The sequence below is a fragment of the Massilia rubra genome (genome assembly GCF_011682065.1).
GTDB classification, from domain to species: Bacteria; Pseudomonadota; Gammaproteobacteria; order Burkholderiales; family Burkholderiaceae_D; genus Telluria_A; species Telluria_A rubra.
This window is the reverse complement of record NZ_VUYU01000016.1, coordinates 105,745-124,411: the sequence shown is the minus strand read 5'-3', so window position 1 is coordinate 124,411 and position 18,667 is coordinate 105,745. Positions and strand designations below refer to the sequence as shown.

Here is an 18,667-nt window from a genome sequence, read left to right as displayed (position 1 = left end):
GGGCGCGATGGGCTCGCGCTCGATAGCACGGCCACTCAGTGTGTGCTAATGACTAATTACAGCAATCCGTGTTCCTGCAATTTCTTCCGCAAGGTATTACGGTTGATGCCCAGCATCTGGGCCGCGTGCGACTGGTTGCCTTCCGCCCGCGTCATGACGACTTCGAGGATCGGCTTTTCGACGGTGAGGACCACCATGTCGTAAATGTTCGATGCCTGCTGCTCGCCCAGGTCGTTGAAATACTCTTCAAGACTTTTCTGGACAACTTCCTGGATACTTTCTTTGCTCATATGATGTTGGTGCTTTTCTGCGGATTAAGTGTTTCGCCGCGGCTCTGCAGGCAGCGGTCGTTCCGGTATGTCGTCTTGCTGGCTGTGTGCCGTGTCAGGCTGCCAATGCTACTTGAGCAACGCCCGCGGGCCGGTATTGTAACCGTTCGCCATGAATGTGTTGGGTTTCAAAAAACGCATCGACGGCGCGCAGCTGCGCTTCGGTCGATTCGAGCAGGTTCATTTGCTGGCGGAATTCTTCCCCGCCGATCAGGTCGCGTACATACCAGCCGATGTGCTTGCGCGCCGTGCGCACGCCCAAAAACTCGCCGTAGAACGCGTAATGCGCCTGCAAATGTTCGTTCATCAGCGCGCGCACTTCTTCCACGGCCGGCGCCGGCAGGTGCAGGCCGGTGCGCAGGTAATGGTCGACTTCGCGGCAGATCCACGGCCGGCCCTGGGCCGCGCGCCCGATCATCACCGCGTCCGCCCCGGTCACCGCCAGCACGTATTTGGCTTTTTCGGGGGTGGTGATGTCGCCGTTGGCCACCACCGGAATGGATACCTGCGCCTTGACGGCGGCGATAGTCTCGTACTCGGCGTCGCCGCTGTAGCCGTCGGCGCGGGTGCGGCCGTGCAGGGTCAGCATGCGAATGCCGGCCTGTTCGGCGATGCGGGCAATGCGCAGGGCGTTCTTGTTCTCGCGGTTCCAGCCGGTGCGAAATTTCAGGGTGACCGGCACGTCCACCGCGCGCACCACGGCGTACAAGATCTGTTCGACCAGGTCTTCGTGCTGCAGCAAGGCCGAACCGCACCAGCTGTTGCACACCTTCTTGACCGGGCAACCCATGTTGATATCGATGATCTGGGCGCCACGGTCGACGTTGAACTTGGCGCAGTCGGCCAGGTCTTGCGGGTCGGCGCCGGCGATCTGGACCGCTTTCGGCTCCATTTCGCCTTCATGGTCGGTGCGGCGCGAACTTTTTTCGGTGGCCCACAGGCGCGGGTTCGAGGCAGCCATTTCGGACACCGCATAGCCGGCGCCCAGCTGCTTGCACAGTTGTCGGAAAGGACGATCCGTCACGCCCGCCATGGGAGCAACGAAAACATTATTGCGCAGCAAGTAAGGACCAATTTGCACGGGCGGGACGCTCTGAGTTTGCGGGAACCCTCTATTTTACCCGAAGTGCTGCTCAATTAATAAGCACTATTTTTCATTTGACAGCACTGCGCGGCCACAGAAACCGGATCGGAAAGGCTTGACACCGCTTAATTGAGCTCGTCGAGCACCTTCGGCTGCAAGTGTCCGACCTCGCCCCAGCTGACGAGGCTCAACTTGCCGCCAAGTACGCGGAAGCGGTTGATGCTGGCATTAAGAACCGGAAAGTCGCGTGGCGTTTCCAGCGACAGGCCAAGGGCGGCGCGGTAGGCGCATTCAAGCACGCCGCCGTGGGCCACCAGGGCCAGGGTCTGGCCGGGATGGGCGTCGCCCCACTTGATGATGGCCGCCACGGCGCGCTGGTAAAACTGGCGGAACGTTTCGGCCACGCGGGCGCCGGATGGCATCGGCACATCGATCTCGCGCGCCTGCCAGGCGGCGAACTCGACCGGAAAGCGCTGTTCGATCTCGGCGTACAGCAAGCCTTCGAAGCCGCCGAAGCAGCGTTCGCGCAGCAAGGGATCGCGCTGCACCGGCATGGCGCGCGTGCGGGCCAGCGCGTCGGCGGTCAGGGCGGCGCGCTGCAGGTCGCTCGAGACGATCAGGTCGATCCGCTCGCTTGCCAGGGCGTCCGCCGTCGCGTCGGCCTGGCGCAGGCCCTCGTCGTTGAGGGCGATGTCGATATGGCCCTGGAGGCGGCGTTCGGCGTTCCAGGCGGTTTCGCCGTGGCGGATGAGAATGATAGTGGTCGGGGACATGGGTAAGCCGGACACGCCGTGTCCGGACGAAAAAAGTTGCGTTCTCTAAGGAACCAGGGTGGCCGCCAGTTCGGGGTTGAGCGAATACACGCCGAGCATCTGCGCCTCGTCGAGGATGTGCCCGCGAATGGCCAGGCGCGCCTCGGGGCCGGTAAAGCGCCCTTCGAGCGCCAGGCGCGGAATGTCGAGCGCGTAGATGCAGAATAGATAGGTATGCACGCGCATATCGTTCCACGGCGGACAAGGTCCATCGTAACCGTAATACTCGCCCGCCATGCCCGGATCGCCTACAAACCACGTGGTGTAATCGTTTACACCCTGGCGCAACTGATGTTCGGTGCCGTTTTTGATGGTGAACGGCACCAGCGGCCCCGGTTTTCCGTGCGGCGTGACCCCTTCCGAGAACTTGCCTTCGGCGACTGAGCGCATGGCGACGGGAATATCGACCAGGGTCCAGTGATAGAAATCGGCGCGCGGCAACTCTTCCGCCACCACCACGCCGTCTTGATTGACATTGGTGCCGACCGTGGGCGCGTCGATATCGTAGCAAAACAGGATCAGTGACTGGGTGCCCGTGGGCACGTCGTCCCAGGCCAGGTGCGGGTTGCGATTGACGGACAAGCGGGTGTGCGTGTCCGGGTCGATCGTGGCAAAGGCGCACTCTGCGGGAATCAGGCCGCCATCGGTAAAGGAATCACTCCAGAGTCTCATCGCAATCTCCTGCACTGATGATATTGACCACAAACGGCCCGCTTGGTTTCATTTTGGGTGCACTTGCAGCCAGAAAGTGACCGGTCCATCATTCGTCAGCGACACTTTCATGTCGGCCCCGAACTGGCCGGTTTCGACCACAGGGTGGCGCGCGCGGGCCTGGCGCACCACATGCTCGAACAGGCGCAAGCCATCCTGCGGGCTGGCGGCCGGGGTGAACGACGGCCGCGTGCCCGACTTGGTGTCGGCCGCCAGGGTGAACTGGGGGACGATCAACAGGCCACCGTTGATGTCGGTCACGCTGCGATTCATCTTGCCGGCCTCGTCGCCGAACACGCGGTAGCCCAGCAATTTGCTCAGCAGGGCGTCGGCTTCCTTCTCGCTGTCGCCCTTTTCGGCGCACAGCAGCACCAACAGGCCGGCGTCGATGGCGCCGATGGTGGCGCCGTCGACCACCACCTTGGCATGGCTGACCCGTTGCAGCAGCGCGATCATGCGGTGAAGGTCACGCGCAGGAATTTGCGCTTGCCAACTTGCAGGACGAACTCGCCGGCCTCGATCTTGAGCGCCTTGTCGCTGACCACGGCGCTGTCGATCCGCACGCCGCCCTGATCGACCATGCGCATCGCTTCGCCGGTCGAGGCGCACAGGCCGGTTTTTTTCAGCAAGTGGGCCACGCCCATCGGCGCGCCATCGACGGTCATTTCGGGGACATCATCGGGAATGCGGCCCTCGGCACGGTTCTTGAAGTCGGTCAGCGCATCATCGGCGGCCTGGGCGGAATGGAAACGCGTCACAATTTCTTGCCCCAGAGCCACTTTAGCATCGCGCGGATTGCGCCCGCCGTCGATTTCCGCCTTGAGGGCGGCGATATCGGCGATCGAACGGAACGACAGCAGCTCGAAGTAACGCCACATCATCACGTCCGAAATGCTCATCAGCTTGGCGAACATGGTGTTGGCCGGTTCGGTAATGCCAATATAGTTGTTCTTCGACTTGGACATCTTGTCCACGCCATCGAGCCCTTCGAGCAGCGGCATGGTCAGGATGCACTGCTGTTCCTGGCCGTAATCCTTCTGCAGCTCGCGGCCGACCAGCAAATTGAACTTCTGGTCGGTGCCGCCCAGCTCCAGATCGGCCTTCAAAGCGACAGAATCGTAGCCCTGCATCAAAGGATAAAGGAACTCGTGGATCGATATTGGTGTCCCACTCTTGAAGCGTTTGGTGAAGTCGTCCCGTTCCATCATGCGGGCAACGGTGTAACGCGACGACAACTGGATCATGCCGCGCGCGCCGAGCGGGTCGCACCACTCGGAGTTGTAGCGAATTTCCGTGCGCGACGGGTCCAGCACCAGCGACGCCTGCTTGAAGTAAGTCATCGCGTTTTCTTCGATCTGCTCTTTAGTGAGCGGCGGGCGCGTGACGTTGCGGCCCGACGGATCGCCGATCATCGACGTGAAGTCGCCGATCAAAAAGATGACCTGGTGGCCGAGGTCTTGCAACTGGCGCATCTTGTTCAAGACCACGGTGTGGCCCAGGTGCAGGTCGGGCGCGGTCGGGTCGAGGCCGAGCTTGATGCGCAGCGGCGTGCCGGTTTTCTCGGAACGGGCCAGCTTTTGCGCGAATTCGCTCTCGATCAACAGCTCGTCGACGCCGCGCTTGGTGATGGCCAACGCTTCCAGCACGGAGTCCGTCAGCGGCAGTACAGGTGACCCTTGCGCAGGGGCGGCAGGCTTGGAGGTGGCAGGTGTTGTCATAGGTGCTTTGTAATAAATCTGTAGCAAAGTGTCGAAATTGTTGGGAAGATTCAAAAGTTTGATATACTGCTCGATCCGATTAATCTTGCCCAATGAAAACTAAACAAAACAATAACAAGAAATAGTTCAGTGCTCAACGCGAATGTTCAAGCGGCAAATTTTAACTGATTGCATGAACCCTACAAACAAATTCACAGGCAAACGCTTGACCGGCCTGCTAGGAACAACGCGAAAGTCGCGCATCATCGGCGCTGGCGCGGTCTTTCTTGCAGTGTGCGCATTTGGTGCCGCGGGCGTAGCGCCCCTGGCCCCCGATGCGTCCGACCTGCCGGTCAAATCGATCGCACAAGATCTGGAACTGCCGAACCTGGCCGACCAGATCGCTGCGCTGCAAAAGGACGACCAGCAATTCATCCACGAAGAGAAGGTGCGTCCGGGCGATACGCTCGCCGCCCTGCTCACCCGCCTCGGCGTGGAAGATGCCGCCGCCGTCAACTTCATCAAGTCCGATAAAGTCGCCAAAGCCGTGATGCAACTCAAGACCGGAAAACGGGTCCAGGCGCAAACGGATGAAAACGGCGAACTGCAATGGCTGCGCGCCAGCGTCGTCGACGGCCGCGACAACCCGGTCAAACAGATTTCGATCACCCGCACCGGCGACAAGTTCAGCGCCGAGGAAGCCCCGGCCAAGCTCGAACGCCGGGTTGAAATGCGCGCCCGCGAAATCAACAACTCGCTCTACTCGGCGACCGACGCCACCACCGACGGCGGCAAACTGCCCGACGTGATCGTCGCCCAGATCGTCGAAATGTTCTCCACCAGTATCGACTTCCGTTCCGACCTGAAACGCGGCGACCGCTTTAACGTGGTCTACGAAACGTTCTGGCAAGACGGCGAAATGGTGCGCGCCGGCCGCATCCTGGCAGGCGAATTCGTCAACCGCGGCGTGACTTACCAGTCCGTCTGGTACGAAGACCCGATCAGCAAGCAGGGCGGCTACTACACCTTCGACGGCAAAGCCCTCAAAAAAGCCTTCCTCAAGTCCCCCCTCGAATTTTCCCGTATTTCCTCCGGTTTTTCGATGCGCACGCATCCGATTTCCGGCTCCTGGAAAGCCCACAAGGGCGTCGATTTCGCGGCCGCCAACGGCACCCCGATCCGCGCGTCCGGCGACGGCGTGATCGACTTCGCCGGCGTGCAGGGCGGCTACGGCAACCTGGTCAGCATCAAGCACTGGGCCAACTACACCACCGCCTACGCCCACATGAGCCGTTTCGCGCCAGGCATCCGCAAGGGTAGCAAGGTCAGCCAGGGTGACGTAATCGGTTATGTCGGCTCGACCGGCTGGTCGACCGGCGCCCACCTGCACTACGAATTCCGCGTCAACAACGAAGCCGTCGATCCGATGTCGATCAAGGTCCTGGCGCAAGCGCCAATGACGCCGGCCGAACGCGCCCGCTTCCAGATCGCCGCGGGCGACATGTCGCACCGCTTCGCCCTGCTGCGTCCGACCACCGCATCGACCATGGCGCGCTAACGCTTCAGCGCGTACCATGCGAGGGCAGGACCCGGATCAACGATCCCGGCTCCTGCCCTTTTTTTCGCCCGCGTTTTTCGATTGGACTACTTATGAGCACGGATTCGACCCTGCATTCGACCCTCTACATCGGCATGATGTCCGGCACCAGCATGGATGGCGTCGATGGCGTGCTGGTCGATTTCGGCGGCGGCGCCATACGCACCCTGGAAGCGGCCTTCGTGCCCTTCCCGGACGCCCTGCGCGCCGACCTGATGGCCCTGCAAAGCAGCGGCGACAATGAAATCGCGCGCGAAGCGCTGGCCGCCGCCCACCTGGCCGGCTGCTACGCCGAATGCGTGGCGGCCCTGTTACCAAGCGCCCCCGGCCCGGTGCGGGCGCTGGCCGCGCACGGGCAAACGGTGCGCCACCGGCCCGAGCTCGGCTACACGCGCCAGATCAACCACCCCGCCCTCTTGGCCGAACTGACCGGGATCGACGTCATCGCCGACTTCCGCACGCGCGACGTGGCCGCCGGCGGCCAGGGTGCGCCGCTGGTGCCGGCCTTTCACCAGGCCTGCTTCGGCCAGGCCGGCCAGGCGCGCGTGGTGGTCAATATCGGCGGTATCGCCAATATCAGCGTACTGCATGCCGACGGCACGGTCAGCGGCTTCGATACCGGTCCCGGCAATGTGTTGATGGATCACTGGATCGGCCTGCACCAGGGCAAGGCCTACGACGCCGACGGCGCCTGGGCGGCCAGCGGGCAAGTCGATCCGACCTTGCTCGGCATCTTGCTCGACGAACCGTATTTCCGCCTGGCGGCCCCGAAAAGCACCGGGCGCGACCTGTTCCACGCCGACTGGCTGGGGCAACGCCTGGCGCAGGCGCCGTCGATGCCGCCCGAGGATGTGCAGGCGACCCTGACCGCGCTGACGGCGACCACGATCGCGCGCGCCATCCATCAGCAGGCCAGCGAAGTCGACGCGGTGTATGTGTGCGGCGGCGGGGCGTACAACGGCGCGCTGCTGCGCGAACTGGCGCAAGCGCTGGGCGGCAAGACCAAAGTGGAAACAACCGACGCCCTGGGCGTCGCCCCGAATCACGTCGAAGCGCTGGCGTTCGCGTGGTTGGGCTACCGCTTCACAAGGCGCGAAACGGGTAATCTGCCCCAGGTGACGGGGGCGAAGGGCCCCAGGATCCTGGGCGCCCTGTATCCTGCGTAAGCCGGCAGGCGGCCGCGAAGGCTGCCTGCGCTAAAGCACTTTATACCGAGAACGACGAACCGCAACCGCAGGTCGAGGTGGCGGTAGGATTCTTGATGACGAACTGGGCGCCTTCGAGGTCATCCTTGTAGTCGATTTCGGCGCCGACCAGGTACTGGTAGCTCATCGAATCGATCAGCAGTTGCACGCCGTTCTTGACCATGGTGGTGTCATCTTCATTGACGATTTCGTCGAAGGTGAAGCCGTACTGGAAACCCGAGCAGCCGCCGCCCTGCACGAAGACGCGCAATTTGAGGTCGGGATTGCCCTCTTCCTCGATCAGCTGTGCAACCTTTTGCGCGGCGCTATCGGTAAACACGATCGGGGCCGGCATCACTTCTGGCATTTCAGCAACTGCATTCATTTGGAACTCCTACGGGGGAACGGATATGAGTCATTATAGACTGTTGGGACAAGTCACGCTCATCGACGACTGCCGGCGACCGTCAAATGCAACACCCCGGCGCGGGCCGGGGCTGTACTGCCAGTGTACCTACAATGCGGCCATTCGGCCGGATTTCAAGCTGCAGCCTTGCGCCGGGCGCGGCGGCGTGCGCAAACCCCGAGCAAACCGAGGCCGGCCAGCATCATGGCGTAGGTTTCCGGTTCCGGAACCGGACTGAGCAGCACTGTGCCGCACGCGCCGAGCCTGCACGCATCGGCCAGGATCTGGCCATGGTCATTGATGCTGTAGGTGGATCGGATGCTCCAGCCGGCGAGCGGATCGAGCGCCGCGTCGAGCTGCAGCAACTGGCCATTCTGGTAGATGAAGCCATGTTGCAGGCCTTTGGCATCGGCACCGTAGCCGATCACCTGGCCCAGGTTGTTGATATCGACCGCCTTGGACGGGTTGCCCGCCGACCAGCCCAGGTCGGTCATGACGCCATCCACGTACAAAAAGGCCGACTGCACACTCGTGTCCCAGGTATGGGCGGACTGGCCAATGATCTGGCCGCTGTCATTGATGTCGGTCGCCGCGCTGGAGCCGCCTTCGAACGCGCCGAGGTCGGTCATCTGGCCGTTCTGGTAGATGAAAGCGCGCTCGCGCCATGACGGATTGTGGGCATAGCCGACGATGGTCCCGGCGTTGTTGATCGCGGTCGCGCCGCTGTGCACCCCGCCCAAGGTGCCCAGGTCTTTTGTGACGCCGTCGCTGTACGCAAAGGCGTGCGACGCGAAACGCGGATTGTACGGGTCGCCCCCAGGAACCCGCACATCGGTCTTGGAACTGCCGACCACCGTGCCGGCGTTGTTGACACCGTTGGCCCAGGCGGTCGGCAGCCCGGATCCGTCACTGAGCGGCTTAAGATGCGTGTTCGCCCCATTCACGGTCACATAGGCTTTGACAGGCCCGTCCGGCATGTACGACGCCCACATCTCGGTCGTCGCCATGTGGCCGGCATTGCTGATGGCGCTGACCCTGGCATCGGGATACTCGCTCATGGTGGGCAGGTCCAATACATGCGTCGTCCCGCCCGAATGATAGGCCGAACGCCCCATGGCCTGGCCATACAAGGTGCCGGCGTTGTCGATCAGGCGCCAGGAATCGTACTGGCCGCCGGTATTGACCGCCTTGACCGAGTAGGACGGGGCTGCCGCGGACGCGGGAGCGGCGAAGATGCCCAACAGCAGGGCGGACAGCAGGGAGCGGCCAAATGTCATGAGCGTCTTTCGGTGCGGGATGGATACCATCCATCATAGATGGCAAGATAACTTAAAATAAATATTGATTGAAATTGAAGTTTTTGATGCCACAGGCGTGGACGGGCACAGGAGCTGTCGCCCACAAGGCGCCTCCCCGACCGCCGGCTGGCTCTACGGCAGCCGGCGGGCCGCCTGCACGCTGCGCGGCTCAGGCCGCGTGTGCGGCGCTGGCGCGACGGCGCGCGCAAAACCCGAGCAAACCGAGTCCGGCCAGCATCATAGCGTAGGTTTCCGGCTCCGGAACCGGGCTCAGCAGAACCGTGCCGCACACGTCCAGCTTGCAGGCATCTGCCAGGATCAGGCAATTGTCGTTGATGCTGTAGGTGGTCTTGATGATCCAGTTGTCGAGCGGATCGACGGCGGTATCGAGTTGGAGCAGTTGGCCGTTCTGGTAAATGAAGCCGCGCTCCAGGCCGTTGGCATCGGTGCCGTAGCCGATGATCTGGCCGGCCTCATTGATATCGACGGCGCTGGAAGCGCGCTGCGGCGACCAGCCCAGGTCGCTCATCACGCCGTTTGCGTACAGAAAGGCGGACTGAACGTCGCTGCCGGCACGGTGCGCCGACTGGCCGATAATCAGGCCGGCATCATTGATCCCGGTTGCCAGGCTGGTACCGCCGGCGAACGCACCCAGGTCGGTCATCCTGCCGTTCTCATAGATAAAGGCCCGCTGTGCCGACGCGGCATTGTCGGCGCCGCCGACGATGGTCCCGGCGGCATTGATGCCCAAGGCGCTGCTGTGGGTGCCTCCCAGCGTGCCCAGGTCCTTCATTTTATTGTCGCTGTATACATAAGCATGGCTGGCGAAGCGCGGATAATGCGGATCGCCTCCCGGCAAGCGCAGATTGGTGCTCGAACTGCCCACCACCGTGCCGGCATTGTTGACGCCATGGCTGAACGTGTCCACGCCGCGGCCATGGCCGAACCCAGGGAGGAGCGTGGTGGCGCCGTTGAGCGTCAGGTAGCCATCGGCATAGACGACGTCGCCAATGGTGGTCCAGTATTCGTAGCTGGCCAAATGGCCGGCATTGCTGATGGCCGTGATCGCGCCGGTGGGAAACGGACTCGTGCTGACACGCACCACCGTGGTGCTGCCATTGGCATGAAATGCCGTACGCCAGTTTGAAGAACCGTACAGGGTGCCGGCGTTGTCGACCAGGCGCCATTGATCGTACTGGCCGGTATTGAGCGTCGTGACCGTGTAGGAGGGAGCGGCAAGCGCGGGCGCGACGAAGATGCCGAGCACGAGGGCGGACAACAGGGAGCGGACGAATCGCATGAGAGTCTTTTTATGGTGGGGTAAATACGACCCATCATAAAGACTACTTAGCCAAATGGAAAGCTTAATTAAAATTTAATATTGCAGGCAGCGGGAAGCGGCTGGGCTTCCCGCTCTTGTACTGCCTTACGGCAGCAGCGCGACCTGTTGCAAGCCCAGGGTTTCTTCCAGGCCGAACATCAGGTTCATGCACTGGACCGCCTGGCCGGAGGCGCCCTTGACCAGGTTATCCTGGACCACCAGGATCACCACGGTATTGCCGTTGTTCGGACGATGCAGCGCCAGGCGCAGCGTGTTCGAACCGCGCGTCGAGCGGGTTTCCGGGTGCGAGCCGAACGGCATGACATCGACAAAGGCCGCGTCCTTGTAGGTCGTTTCGAACAACTCCTGCAAGGCTTCGTTGCTGATATCGGTGGTCAGGCGCGCGTACAGGGTCGAATGCATGCCGCGGATCATCGGCACCAGATGCGGCGTGAAGATCAGGTTGACCGGCAGGCCGGTGAAACGCTGCAGCTGGGCCACGGTTTCCGGTGTGTGGCGATGGCCGGACACGCCGTAGGCCTTGAAATTGTCGCTCGACTCCGAGAACAGGGTGCTGATTTCAGCCTTGCGGCCGGCGCCGGACACGCCCGACTTGGCATCCGCGATCAGGGCGCTGGCGTCGATCAGGTTGGCCTTGAGCAGCGGCACGAAGCCCAGCTGCATCGTGGTTGGATAACAACCCGGATTGGCGATCAGGCGCGCATTCTTGACGGCTTCGCGGTTCAATTCCGGCAAGCCGTAGACGGCCTCTTCCAGCAATTCCGGGCAGGTATGCGGGATTTTGTACCACTGCTCAAAGGTTTCCTGGTTTTTCAGGCGGAAGTCGGCGGCCAGGTCGATCACCTTGACGCCGGCGGCCAGCAGGGCCGGGGCCTGGGCCATGGCGACGCCGTGCGGAGTGGCGAAAAAGACCACATCGCACTTGCTCAGGTCGACCTTGTCGGGGGCGGAGAACGCCAGGTCCACCTTACCGCGCAGCGAAGGAAACATATCGGCGACGGGCAAGCCATCTTCCTTACGCGAGGTAATCGCGGTCAGCTCCACATCAGGGTGGACCGACAGCAGTCGCAGCAATTCCACGCCCGTGTAACCCGTACCGCCGACGATGCCAACTTTGATCATATGTATTCCTTGAAAGTAAATAATGGGCCATGCCCGAAAGATGGTGATTCTAACAGCGCCTGCAAAACGCTGCGCAGCGCTGGAAAACGCAAACCCGCGCCAACCGGGGTCTGACCTCAATTAAGAAACTTTCTTAATTGAGGTCAGACCCCGGTCTTTTTCAAACTTGCAAACCCGGGGTCAGAGCTTTAATTAGCAAGATTGCCGACGATTATTGCGACATCATGCAAACCCGGGGTCAGAGCTTTAATTAGCAAGATTGCCGAAGATTATTGCGACATCAGAAACAAATCGGCACGGGCCAGTTCAAAATGCCGCCAATCTGATGCAATTGCTGCGTATGGGGACCGCCCGAGCAATAGTTGTCAGCATTTTCATGAAATGCAGCAAATAGTTGCAAGTAAAAGCTCTGACCCCGGTTGGAGTGCGCGCCAATCGGGGTCTGACCTCAATTAAGAAAGTTTCTTAATTGAGGTCAGACCCCCAGTCTTTCCAACTTGCAACCGGGCTTGTTGCGAAACCGGGGTCAGACCCCAAACTTGCAAAACCGGGGTCTGACCCCGGTTTCGCAACAAGCCCGGTCGGGATGCAGAAACAAAAAAGCCGCCAACTTCGCAGTCGGCGGCTTTTTTGAAGGGGGCGCACCGAAGTGCGCGCCAGAGGCGAATTAACGCTTCGAGAATTGCTTTGCGCGACGTGCTTTGCGCAGACCAACTTTTTTACGCTCGACTTCACGTGCATCGCGGGTAACGAAACCGGCACGTGCCAGGTCGCCCTTCAACGATGCGTCGTAGTCGATCAGTGCACGGGTGATGCCGTGACGAACCGCGCCAGCCTGGCCGGACTCGCCACCACCGTGAACGTTGACCTTGATGTCGAAACGCTCGACATTGCCGGTCAGTTCCAGCGGTTGACGGATGACCATCAGGCCCGTTTCGCGCGAGAAGTAGTCAGCGGCTGGTTTGCCGTTAACGATGATTTGGCCGGTGCCAACTTTGATGAAGACGCGAGCGACTGCACTCTTGCGACGGCCGGTGCCGTAATTGTAGTTACCGATCATGTCAGCTCCTTACTTGAACAGCACGAGTGCTGTAGGTTGCTGGGCAGCGTGCGGGTGGGAACCTTCCGCGTACACTTTGAGCTTCTTGATCATGGCGTAGCCAAGCGGGCCTTTAGGCAGCATGCCCTTGACCGCTTTTTCAAGCGCGCGACCAGGAAAACGCTCTTGCATTTTCTTGAAGTTGGTTTCGTAGATACCACCTGGGTAGCCCGAGTGACGGTAGTACGTCTTCTCGGTTGCCTTGGTACCGGTCACGCGCAGTTTGCCTGCGTTGATCACGACGATGAAATCGCCCGTGTCGACGTGAGGAGTGAATTCGGGTTTGTGTTTGCCGCGCAACCGGAGTGCCACTTCGCTGGCAACACGTCCGAGGATCAGATCCGTCGCGTCAACCACGAACCAATCGCGCTGGACTTCATGTCCCTTAGCGGAAAAAGTTTTCATGTTGACTTCCTAAATATAAAACTTATTAAATCGCTCAAATGGTGGTTCCGCTCGTACTACCCGCGGACTCTGCCTTATTGTCTTTTCCTGAGCAAACGGAAAGCCGGCTACTATAGCGCACTTCCCACAGCCGGGTCAAGCCCTTCAAGCGCCGTTCCGGTGATGCCGAAATGACATCGGCGCCATCCCTAGATAAATCGCAAATTGCCTGCGAGCAGCCCGCCCTAGACTGCACCACAGTCGCGCATTTAATTGACGGGGAAAAACTTTCTTGACCACTGAAACAATGTCAACCTACTATGTCTGAGCGCTTATCGTCGGGAGACCTCGTGATATTGAAATACCGCCTTGCCGCTTCATTGATGTCCCTGCTGTCGACGCTGGCGGCGCCCTGCCTGGCCGACGCGCCCCCGCCGGCGCGCATCTGCCACCTGCCCGGCGCCGAGGAAGGCTTGCGTTGCAGCACCTTGAACGTGCCGCTCGACTACCAGCAAAAAACCGGCGCCTCCCTGCCCCTGCACATCACCGTGGCCCCGGCCTTCCGCGAATCGGCGCGGCCCGACCCCGTGTTCGTGCTGGCGGGCGGTCCCGGCCAGGCCGGCAGCGACGTGCTGCCGGTGCTCTATTCCATTTTCCGGCGCGCGCGCGCCACCCGCGACATCGTCTTCATCGACCAGCGCGGCACCGGCCTGTCCGGCAAGCTCGACTGCGACGAGGAAGACCTGCCCGACAATCTCAGCGACGACGAGCAGAACGCCGCCATACGCCGCTGCCTGGCCGGCGTGCGCGCGCCGCTGGCGGCCTACACCACCGAGAACGCGGCGCGCGACATCGAACAAGTGCGCCTGGCGCTCGGCTACCGGACCGTCAACGTCTGGGGCGCGTCCTACGGCACGCGCCTGGCCCAGGCCTATGCGCGCGCCTTTCCCGACGCCGTGCGCAGCCTGGTGCTCGACGGCGTGGCCGCGCCCGACCAGATCATCCCGGCCGGCGGACGCGATGGCCAGGCCGCGCTCGACACCCTGTTCCGCCAGTGCGCGGCCGACCCCGGCTGCAACCAGGCCTATCCCGCCCTGCGCAGCGAGTTCAACAGCCTGCTGGCCAGGGTCAGCGCCACGCCGGTGCAACTGAACCTGCCCAATCCGCGCACCGCCGAGCCTTTGCAGATGAGCATGACCAAGGAGCGCTTCCTGAACACCGTGCACAACGTGCTGTATTCGGCGCTCGACGGGCGCCGCCTGCCGTTCCTGATCCACAGCGCCTGGCAGGGCCGCTGGGCGCCGTTCGTGGCGCGCCGCAATGTCGGCGCCGACCTGGCCGGCGAAGGCGGCACCGCGCTGGTACTGCACATGGCGGTGATCTGCGCCGAAGACTATCCGCGCATGACCCCGCAATTGCTGGCCGAGGACGCCAACAATTCCTTCCTCGGCAGCGGCCGGGTCGGCCAGTTGATGGAGCAGTGCAAGTCGCTCAAGCTGCCGGCCATGCCATGGCGCACGCCGACCCCGATCCTGGCGCCGGCCTTGCTGCTGTCGGGCGCGCTCGACCCGGTCACGCCGCCGCGCCGCGCCGAGGCCGCCGCACGCCATATTCCCAAGGCCCAGCACCTGGTGGTGGCCAATGCCGGGCACGGCATCTCCTCGCTCGGCTGCGCGCCGCGCCTGCTGCGCGAGTTTCTCGACGCCCCCTCCAGGCAGGTCGCCGCCGCCTGCCTGCGGGAAATCCCGGCCGCCAATTTCCAGGTCGGCAGCGCCGGTCCGCACCCTTAAGCACCGAGGCCACGATGATTGTCGTAGACGATGTAAAAAAACAATTCGGCGCCTTGCAAGCGCTGGGCGGGGTCAGCTTCGCCGCCGCCGACGGCCAGATCACGGCCCTGCTGGGACCGAACGGCGCCGGCAAGACCACCCTGCTGCGCCTGCTGGTCGGCCTGCTCAAGCGCGACCAGGGCAGCATCAGCATCGGCGGCATCGATCCGGCCGTCGATCCGATGGCGGTGCGCAAGGATATCGGCTTCCTCACCGACCAGTTCGGCCTGTACGAGCGCCTGAGCACGCGCGAATACCTGGCCTATTTCGGCGAGCTCAACGGCATGACCCTGCCCGCGGTCCAGCGCCGCATCGACGAAGTGGCCGACCTGCTGGTCATGCACGACATCCTGGAGCGGCGCGGCAAGGGGTTTTCGCAAGGCCAGCGCATCAAGGTGGCGCTGGCGCGCACCCTGCTGCATCAACCGCGCCACCTGCTGCTCGACGAACCGAGCCGCGGCCTGGACGTGATGAGCACGCGCGCCCTGCGCACCGCGCTGGCCGCCCTGCGCCGTGAAGGTTGCTGCGTGATCATGGCGACCCACGTGATGCAGGAAGTCACGCACCTGTGCGACGATGTGATCGTCATCGCCAAGGGCCATACGGTGGCCCAGGGCTCGCCCCAGGAACTGTGCCGCCGCACCGGCATCAGCAACCTGGAAGACGCCTTCGTCAGCCTGGTCGGCGAAGAAGGAATCTCGACATGAAGCCGGCTTTCCTCATCGTTTTTCTCAAGGAATTCAAGGAAACGCTGCGCGACAAGCGCGCGCTCGGCCTGCTGGCCCTGTTCACATTGATGTACCCGCTGATGCTCGGCTACATGCTGAACCAGCAGATCAAGCGCGCCACCCAGTCCGAACGCGAGGGCATGGAACTGGCCGTGATCGGCGCGGCGCGCGCACCGAACCTGATGGCGCAGCTCAAGCAAAAGAATATCACCGTGCAAGAGGCCGGGGAGATGGATGAAGACGCCATCGGCGCGCTGCTGCGCACGCGCAAGGTGGTCGCGCTGCTGCGCCTCGATCCCGAGTTCGGCGAACACTACCGGGCCATGCGCCCGGCCGGTATCGAGCTGTGGTACGACTCGGCCAGCGACAACAGCCAGCGCCAGCGCGATGTCGAGGAAGTGCTGCAAAACTACAGTTCGAGCATCAGCAGCGCGCGCCTGCTGGCGCACGGGGTCTCGCCCGCCATCATGACGCCGATTCGCCTGCAGCGCTACGACACCGGCAGCACGGCGGCGCGCTCGGCCGGGCTGATCGGCGCGATTCTCGGCTTCCTGTTTTTCCCGGCGTTCATTTGCGGTTTGTCGGCGGCGGTCGACAGCACCGCCGGCGAACGCGAGCGGCGCTCGCTGGAAGTGCTGATGGCGCAACCGGCCAGTCCCTGGTCGCTGATCACCGGCAAGTGGCTGGCGGCCGGTTCGCTGGCCGTGATCGGCATCACCCTGGAACTGGCGCTGGCGCACGCGGTGCTGTCCTGGCTGCCGCTGGAAGAAATCGGCATGAGCTGGCGCGTCACCTCGGCCCAGCTGGCGTGGGTGTGCGTGGCCACCCTGCCGCTATCCCTGCTGGCCGCCGGCCTGCATATTGCGCTGGCGATGAATGCGCGCTCGTTCAAGGAAGCCCAGAGCATCCTCAGCCTGGTGACCCTGATCCCCATGCTGCCCGGCCTGGCGGTATCGATGCTGGAATTGAAAACGGCGATGTGGATGTATGTGGTGCCGATGCTGTCGAACCAGACCCTGCTGCGCGAACTGGCCAAGGGGCAGGAACTGGGCGTGCTGCCGTTTTTGCTGACCTTTTTGAGTTCGATGCTGCCGGCGCTGGGCGCGGTGGCGTTCGCCAGCTGGCGCATGAAGAGCGAGCGCTACGTGCTGTCGGTGTAGGGCTGGCGGGCAAGGCTGGCGCGGCTCCATTACAATAGGCCGGGAACGCACTCATCGGAGAATGAAATGGAAGTCACAGTCAGCTGGAACGGCCCGTCGGGCATGAGTTTTCGGGCGCAAACGGGGTCGGGCCACATGGTCAGCATGGATGGGGCACCCGAAGGCGGCGGCCACAACCTGGCGCCGCGGCCGATGGAAATGGTGTTGCTGGGAACCGGTGGATGCACGGCGTATGACGTGGTGTTGATCCTCAAGCGCGGACGGGAAGATGTGCGCGGCTGCGACGTGACGCTCAAGGCCGAGCGCGCCGAGACCGATCCCAAGGTGTTTACCAAGATTCATTTTCACTTCACCGTGACCGGGAAGAATTTGAAGCCGGGGACGGTCGAGCGCGCGGTGAGCCTGTCGCACGACAAATACTGCTCGGCGTCGATCATGCTGGCCAAGATGGCCGAGATCACGCATTCGTTCGAGATTGTGGAAGGCTGAGCCGTTTAGCCGTTTAGCCGTTTAGCCGTGTAGCCGTGTAGCCGTGTAGCCGTGTAGCCGTCGTCCCCGCGCAGGCGGGGACCCAAGTTCGTTCCGTTGCCACCGGCAGATCAGCAAACTTGGGTCCCCGCCTGCGCGGGGACGACGCAGGTGGAGCGAACACTAAATGTAATACGCCGTCGTCGTCATCACCTTCGCCATGGCCGTCATCACGCCGCGCACCGGCGGCGGCACCGCCACCGCGCCCAGCGCCTGCGCGGCCGCCCCGTGCGCAATCTCGTCGATCCGCATCTGGTCCACGACCGCGCGCGACTTGGCGTCCTGCGCCGGCAGCAAGTCGAGATGACTGTTCAGATGCGCCTCCACCTGGCGCTCGGTCTCGACCACGAACCCCAGACTGCGCGCGTCTCCCAGTTGCGCGGCCACCGTGCCGAGCGCGTACGCGCCCGCATACCACAGGGGATTGAGCAAACTCGGGCGCGAACCGAGCTCGGCCAGCCGCTGGGCCGTCCACGCCAGGTGATCTTCTTCCTCGCGCCCCGCTTCGGCGAACTGCGCGCGCATCTCCTCGCTCTTGGCAAAGCGCGATTGCGAGTTGTACAGCGCCTGCGCGCACACTTCGCCCACGTGGTTGACCCGCATCAGGCCGGCGCTGCGGCGCTGTTCGGCATCATCGAGATGGCCGTCGTCCGCGTGCGCCGCCGGGGTCGGTCGCGATGCCGAGGCCACGCCCGCGATCACGCGCAGGGCCTTGTCCATGCTGACGATCAGCTGGTCGAGTGGATGGATGGATCGTTGTGCTGACATGCGCTGCCCCGGTGGCGATAAAACACCATTATAGGACGTCCGGCCCCACCGGGGCGCCGGCCGCCGGGTCGCCGGCTGCCGGGCCGCCCTCGCCCGCCAACGGGGCCGCCTGGGCCTCGATCCAGTCGAGTAGCGGCCCGCCGGGATCGATCCCGGAAATGTTTTTCGCCACGCCCAGGTTCAGCTGCAACAAAAAGGGGATGGTGTCGGACGGCACGTCCGGGCAATGCACGCCGAACGCGGCGATAAACCGGCTCGAGGACACCACCGGCACCACTTTCGCCCCGCTCATGAACTGCAGCACGCTGGTAATCGTGTGGCCCTTGCCGATGGTATGGTAAATGAACTGGTTGAAGTCCCTGTCGACTTTCTTGAAATCGATGGTTTCGGACGTCATCAGCCCGGCCAGGTAGTACAGGCCGAGGGTGACGCGGAAGTACGCGGTCCACTCGGCCGCGTTGCGCCCGCTGCTCGCGACGGCAAGAACTTTTTCTTTGATGGCACTGTCCATGGGCCCATTATCCACATTTCCGACCCGCTGTGGCGGGCTGCCGTGCTTGCGGCGGTGAATTTGTGCTGCTACCCTCAC

General features: G+C 62.7%; 19 protein-coding genes and 3 pseudogenes. 6 read left to right on the top strand and 16 right to left on the bottom strand.

All coding sequences use genetic code 11. The annotated features are described in order from the left end of the window. Positions 1 to 56: 56 nt before the first annotated feature. From F0185_RS22060 to tyrS, 6 genes are all read right to left on the bottom strand, one after another. The gene (locus tag F0185_RS22060) at positions 57 to 290 is read right to left on the bottom strand and encodes a helix-turn-helix domain-containing protein (RefSeq protein WP_054266301.1); all 234 of its coding nucleotides are present in this window, start codon (positions 288 to 290) and stop codon (positions 57 to 59) included. 94 nt (positions 291 to 384) lie between these two features. After that, positions 385 to 1,410, bottom strand: coding sequence for a tRNA dihydrouridine synthase DusB (gene dusB / locus F0185_RS22055; RefSeq protein WP_167228110.1), 1,026 nt, complete (start codon positions 1,408 to 1,410; stop codon positions 385 to 387). Between the two features lie 128 nt (positions 1,411 to 1,538). Continuing rightward, positions 1,539 to 2,186 carry a histidine phosphatase family protein gene (locus F0185_RS22050; protein WP_167228108.1) on the bottom strand — a complete coding sequence of 216 codons (648 nt, stop codon included), beginning with the start codon at positions 2,184 to 2,186 and terminating at the stop codon, positions 1,539 to 1,541. Positions 2,187 to 2,231: 45 nt separating this feature from the next. Beyond that, the gene (locus F0185_RS22045; RefSeq protein WP_167228106.1) at positions 2,232 to 2,897 is read right to left on the bottom strand and encodes a YbhB/YbcL family Raf kinase inhibitor-like protein; all 666 of its coding nucleotides are present in this window, start codon (positions 2,895 to 2,897) and stop codon (positions 2,232 to 2,234) included. A gap of 48 nt (positions 2,898 to 2,945) precedes the next feature. Then, positions 2,946 to 3,392, bottom strand: a complete 447-nt coding sequence (gene dtd / locus F0185_RS22040) for a D-aminoacyl-tRNA deacylase (protein WP_167228104.1) — start codon at positions 3,390 to 3,392, stop codon at positions 2,946 to 2,948. After that, on the bottom strand, positions 3,389 to 4,654 hold the full coding sequence (gene tyrS, locus F0185_RS22035; protein ID WP_167228102.1) for a tyrosine--tRNA ligase: 1,266 nt from the start codon (positions 4,652 to 4,654) through the stop codon (positions 3,389 to 3,391). The genes dtd and tyrS overlap by 4 nt, the downstream gene beginning before the upstream one ends. A gap of 172 nt (positions 4,655 to 4,826) precedes the next feature. Between tyrS and F0185_RS22030 the strand changes: the two genes are divergently transcribed. Together F0185_RS22030 and F0185_RS22025 are read left to right on the top strand one after the other, a co-directional pair. Beyond that, positions 4,827 to 6,191, top strand: coding sequence for a M23 family metallopeptidase (locus F0185_RS22030; protein ID WP_167228100.1), 1,365 nt, complete (start codon positions 4,827 to 4,829; stop codon positions 6,189 to 6,191). Between the two features lie 92 nt (positions 6,192 to 6,283). Continuing rightward, positions 6,284 to 7,396 (top strand): anhydro-N-acetylmuramic acid kinase, encoded by a 1,113-nt coding sequence (locus F0185_RS22025; protein ID WP_167228098.1) that lies wholly within the window; start codon positions 6,284 to 6,286, stop codon positions 7,394 to 7,396. 40 nt (positions 7,397 to 7,436) lie between these two features. Here F0185_RS22025 and erpA read toward each other — a convergent pair whose 3' ends face one another. The 8 genes and pseudogenes from erpA to rplM form a co-directional block, all read right to left on the bottom strand. Continuing rightward, on the bottom strand, positions 7,437 to 7,799 hold the full coding sequence (erpA, locus tag F0185_RS22020; RefSeq protein ID WP_054266294.1) for an iron-sulfur cluster insertion protein ErpA: 363 nt from the start codon (positions 7,797 to 7,799) through the stop codon (positions 7,437 to 7,439). Between the two features lie 155 nt (positions 7,800 to 7,954). Next, the gene (locus F0185_RS35585; RefSeq protein ID WP_441295230.1) at positions 7,955 to 8,065 is read right to left on the bottom strand and encodes an FxDxF family PEP-CTERM protein; all 111 of its coding nucleotides are present in this window, start codon (positions 8,063 to 8,065) and stop codon (positions 7,955 to 7,957) included. Between the two features lie 126 nt (positions 8,066 to 8,191). After that, positions 8,192 to 8,797: pseudogene (locus tag F0185_RS35580) on the bottom strand (DUF3466 family protein); the annotation flags it as partial. A gap of 490 nt (positions 8,798 to 9,287) precedes the next feature. After that, positions 9,288 to 9,392, bottom strand: a pseudogene (locus tag F0185_RS35575) (FxDxF family PEP-CTERM protein); the annotation flags it as partial. 120 nt (positions 9,393 to 9,512) lie between these two features. Beyond that, a pseudogene (locus tag F0185_RS22010) lies at positions 9,513 to 10,418 on the bottom strand (hypothetical protein); the annotation flags it as partial. A 126-nt stretch (positions 10,419 to 10,544) separates the two neighbouring features. After that, positions 10,545 to 11,582 carry an N-acetyl-gamma-glutamyl-phosphate reductase gene (argC, locus tag F0185_RS22005; RefSeq protein WP_167228092.1) on the bottom strand — a complete coding sequence of 346 codons (1,038 nt, stop codon included), beginning with the start codon at positions 11,580 to 11,582 and terminating at the stop codon, positions 10,545 to 10,547. A gap of 667 nt (positions 11,583 to 12,249) precedes the next feature. After that, positions 12,250 to 12,642, bottom strand: a complete 393-nt coding sequence (rpsI, locus tag F0185_RS22000; protein WP_054266290.1) for a 30S ribosomal protein S9 — start codon at positions 12,640 to 12,642, stop codon at positions 12,250 to 12,252. A gap of 9 nt (positions 12,643 to 12,651) precedes the next feature. Beyond that, positions 12,652 to 13,086, bottom strand: coding sequence for a 50S ribosomal protein L13 (gene rplM / locus F0185_RS21995; RefSeq protein ID WP_054266289.1), 435 nt, complete (start codon positions 13,084 to 13,086; stop codon positions 12,652 to 12,654). Between the two features lie 329 nt (positions 13,087 to 13,415). Here rplM and F0185_RS21990 point away from each other — a divergent pair, with 329 nt between their 5' ends. The 4 genes from F0185_RS21990 to F0185_RS21975 all read left to right on the top strand — a co-directional run bounded on the left by F0185_RS21990 (position 13,416) and on the right by F0185_RS21975 (position 17,271). After that, positions 13,416 to 14,855: an alpha/beta fold hydrolase gene (locus F0185_RS21990; RefSeq protein WP_370664049.1), complete on the top strand. Its 1,440-nt coding sequence runs from the start codon at positions 13,416 to 13,418 to the stop codon at positions 14,853 to 14,855. A gap of 14 nt (positions 14,856 to 14,869) precedes the next feature. Continuing rightward, positions 14,870 to 15,601: an ABC transporter ATP-binding protein gene (locus tag F0185_RS21985; protein WP_167228090.1), complete on the top strand. Its 732-nt coding sequence runs from the start codon at positions 14,870 to 14,872 to the stop codon at positions 15,599 to 15,601. Next, positions 15,598 to 16,782: an ABC transporter permease gene (locus tag F0185_RS21980; RefSeq protein WP_167228088.1), complete on the top strand. Its 1,185-nt coding sequence runs from the start codon at positions 15,598 to 15,600 to the stop codon at positions 16,780 to 16,782. Before F0185_RS21985 ends, F0185_RS21980 begins: the two co-directional genes overlap by 4 nt. Positions 16,783 to 16,848: 66 nt before the next feature. Next, positions 16,849 to 17,271 (top strand): OsmC family protein, encoded by a 423-nt coding sequence (locus tag F0185_RS21975; protein ID WP_166893148.1) that lies wholly within the window; start codon positions 16,849 to 16,851, stop codon positions 17,269 to 17,271. 162 nt (positions 17,272 to 17,433) lie between these two features. Here F0185_RS21975 and coq7 read toward each other — a convergent pair whose 3' ends face one another. Then, positions 17,434 to 18,078 (bottom strand): 2-polyprenyl-3-methyl-6-methoxy-1,4-benzoquinone monooxygenase, encoded by a 645-nt coding sequence (gene coq7, locus F0185_RS21970; protein WP_167228086.1) that lies wholly within the window; start codon positions 18,076 to 18,078, stop codon positions 17,434 to 17,436. Positions 18,079 to 18,106: 28 nt separating this feature from the next. Continuing rightward, on the bottom strand, positions 18,107 to 18,589 hold the full coding sequence (locus F0185_RS21965) for a hypothetical protein (RefSeq protein ID WP_229477133.1): 483 nt from the start codon (positions 18,587 to 18,589) through the stop codon (positions 18,107 to 18,109). Positions 18,590 to 18,667: the final 78 nt, after the last annotated feature.

Coding starts and splice junctions, on each gene's coding strand:
- tyrS (WP_167228102.1), bottom strand. CDS start 4,654: ATGACAACACCTGCCACCTCCAAGCCTGCCGCCCCTGCGCAAGGGTCA.
- erpA (WP_054266294.1), bottom strand. CDS start 7,799: ATGAATGCAGTTGCTGAAATGCCAGAAGTGATGCCGGCCCCGATCGTG.
- rplM (WP_054266289.1), bottom strand. CDS start 13,086: ATGAAAACTTTTTCCGCTAAGGGACATGAAGTCCAGCGCGATTGGTTC.
- F0185_RS22025 (WP_167228098.1), top strand. CDS start 6,284: ATGAGCACGGATTCGACCCTGCATTCGACCCTCTACATCGGCATGATG.
- F0185_RS21965 (WP_229477133.1), bottom strand. CDS start 18,589: ATGGACAGTGCCATCAAAGAAAAAGTTCTTGCCGTCGCGAGCAGCGGG.
- F0185_RS21980 (WP_167228088.1), top strand. CDS start 15,598: ATGAAGCCGGCTTTCCTCATCGTTTTTCTCAAGGAATTCAAGGAAACG.
- coq7 (WP_167228086.1), bottom strand. CDS start 18,078: ATGTCAGCACAACGATCCATCCATCCACTCGACCAGCTGATCGTCAGC.
- F0185_RS21975 (WP_166893148.1), top strand. CDS start 16,849: ATGGAAGTCACAGTCAGCTGGAACGGCCCGTCGGGCATGAGTTTTCGG.
- dtd (WP_167228104.1), bottom strand. CDS start 3,392: ATGATCGCGCTGCTGCAACGGGTCAGCCATGCCAAGGTGGTGGTCGAC.
- F0185_RS21985 (WP_167228090.1), top strand. CDS start 14,870: ATGATTGTCGTAGACGATGTAAAAAAACAATTCGGCGCCTTGCAAGCG.
- F0185_RS22030 (WP_167228100.1), top strand. CDS start 4,827: ATGAACCCTACAAACAAATTCACAGGCAAACGCTTGACCGGCCTGCTA.
- argC (WP_167228092.1), bottom strand. CDS start 11,582: ATGATCAAAGTTGGCATCGTCGGCGGTACGGGTTACACGGGCGTGGAA.
- F0185_RS22060 (WP_054266301.1), bottom strand. CDS start 290: ATGAGCAAAGAAAGTATCCAGGAAGTTGTCCAGAAAAGTCTTGAAGAG.
- F0185_RS22050 (WP_167228108.1), bottom strand. CDS start 2,186: ATGTCCCCGACCACTATCATTCTCATCCGCCACGGCGAAACCGCCTGG.
- rpsI (WP_054266290.1), bottom strand. CDS start 12,642: ATGATCGGTAACTACAATTACGGCACCGGCCGTCGCAAGAGTGCAGTC.
- F0185_RS22045 (WP_167228106.1), bottom strand. CDS start 2,897: ATGAGACTCTGGAGTGATTCCTTTACCGATGGCGGCCTGATTCCCGCA.